The 1,271-nt window shown below is 68.1% G+C and carries 2 protein-coding genes; one reads left to right on the forward strand and one right to left on the reverse strand.

Features of this window, described 5'->3' with window-relative positions; all coding sequences use genetic code 11:
- Positions 1-402: DbpA RNA binding domain-containing protein (locus QRO91_RS22405; RefSeq protein ID WP_285310592.1), on the forward strand; the 402-nt coding region annotated here is incomplete at its 5' end.
- 124 nt (positions 403-526) lie between these two features.
- On the opposite strand, the gene QRO91_RS22410 is transcribed toward QRO91_RS22405, so the two are convergent.
- Positions 527-1,063 (reverse strand): adenine phosphoribosyltransferase, encoded by a 537-nt coding sequence (locus tag QRO91_RS22410; protein WP_197620830.1) that lies wholly within the window; start codon positions 1,061-1,063, stop codon positions 527-529.
- Positions 1,064-1,271: the final 208 nt, after the last annotated feature.

A 1,271-nucleotide genomic window follows, 5' to 3' on the forward strand; every position in this document is an offset into this window, starting at 1 on the left:
CAGCACCGCGTGGGCCGTACCGGCCGTGCCGGTGCCAGCGGCCTTGCGATCAACCTGGTGGCCGGCCGCGAAAAGACCCGCGCCGAAGCCATCGAAGCGCAGATGGCGCAACCGCTGGATTGGCAGAAGACGCCGCTGGCGACCGCGCGCCCGGCCGAGCTGCCGCAGGCTGCGATGCGCACGCTGCGCATCGACGGTGGCAAGACCGACAAGCTGCGCCCGGGCGACATTCTCGGTGCACTGACCGGCGACGCCGGCCTGTCGAGCAAGTTCATCGGCAAGATCGCGATCTTCCCGACCCGTTCCTACGTGGCGATCGCCCGTGAGCAGGTCAACAAGGCCGTGGCCAAGCTGGAAGCCGGCAAGATCAAGGGCCGTCGCTTCCGCGTGCGGATGATGTGATTGAAACGGCGTTGCCAACCACGGTTGGCAACCATCTGACCTGGTAGCGGCCAACCTTGGTTGGCCCCTCCATGGCGCAAGTCGCGAACAGCGATGCCAACCAAGGTTGGCATCCACCCTTCGATCAGAACACCAGTTCGGTGTGCAGCGGCAGGTCCGCTTCCCAGCGCGCACGGCCGCCAAGGCCGTCGAGTTCGACCAGTACACCGGCGCCGACCACGTCAACGCCCAGGCGGCGCACCAGCGCCAGCGCCGCGACCAGCGTACCGCCGGTGGCCAGCACGTCATCAATGATCGCCACGCGCGCGCCGGCCGGCAGCGCATCGGCATGCACCTCGATGCAGTCGCTGCGGTATTCCAGCGTGTATTCCTCGCGCAGCACCTGGCCAGGCAGCTTGCCCGGCTTGCGCACCGGCACGAAGCCCACGCCCAGCTCCAGCGCCATCGCGGCGCCGAGGATGAAACCACGCGATTCGATGCCGACCACCGCGTCCAGCTTCTGGTCGCGCCAGCGGTCGGCCATCGCGGTGATGGCACCGCGGAAGTCCTCGCCGTGGGCGAGCAGCGGCATGATGTCCTTGAAGAGGATGCCGGGCTTGGGGAAGTCGGCGATGTCGCGCAGGCGGGAGGCCCACTGCGGAGCGACGAGGGCGTCGGTCATGTCACGTTGGCTATCTGATGGCGGCATAGGGTACCTGTTCCGGGCGCCGGCTGCCTGTTGGGGGTGTACGGCCGGGCTGCGCCCGGCACCTGCAGAGGCCACCGCGCAAGCAAAAGCGAAAGCAAAAGCCGCATACCGAGGGATGGCGGGGTGGGTCCGGTTGCGGGGGCCGCTGCAAGTACGTCCATGTAAGCTCGGTCGCCGCATC

The sequence above is a fragment of the Stenotrophomonas maltophilia group sp. Smal32 genome (genome assembly GCF_030237085.1).
GTDB lineage: Bacteria > Pseudomonadota > Gammaproteobacteria > Xanthomonadales > Xanthomonadaceae > Stenotrophomonas > Stenotrophomonas maltophilia_Q.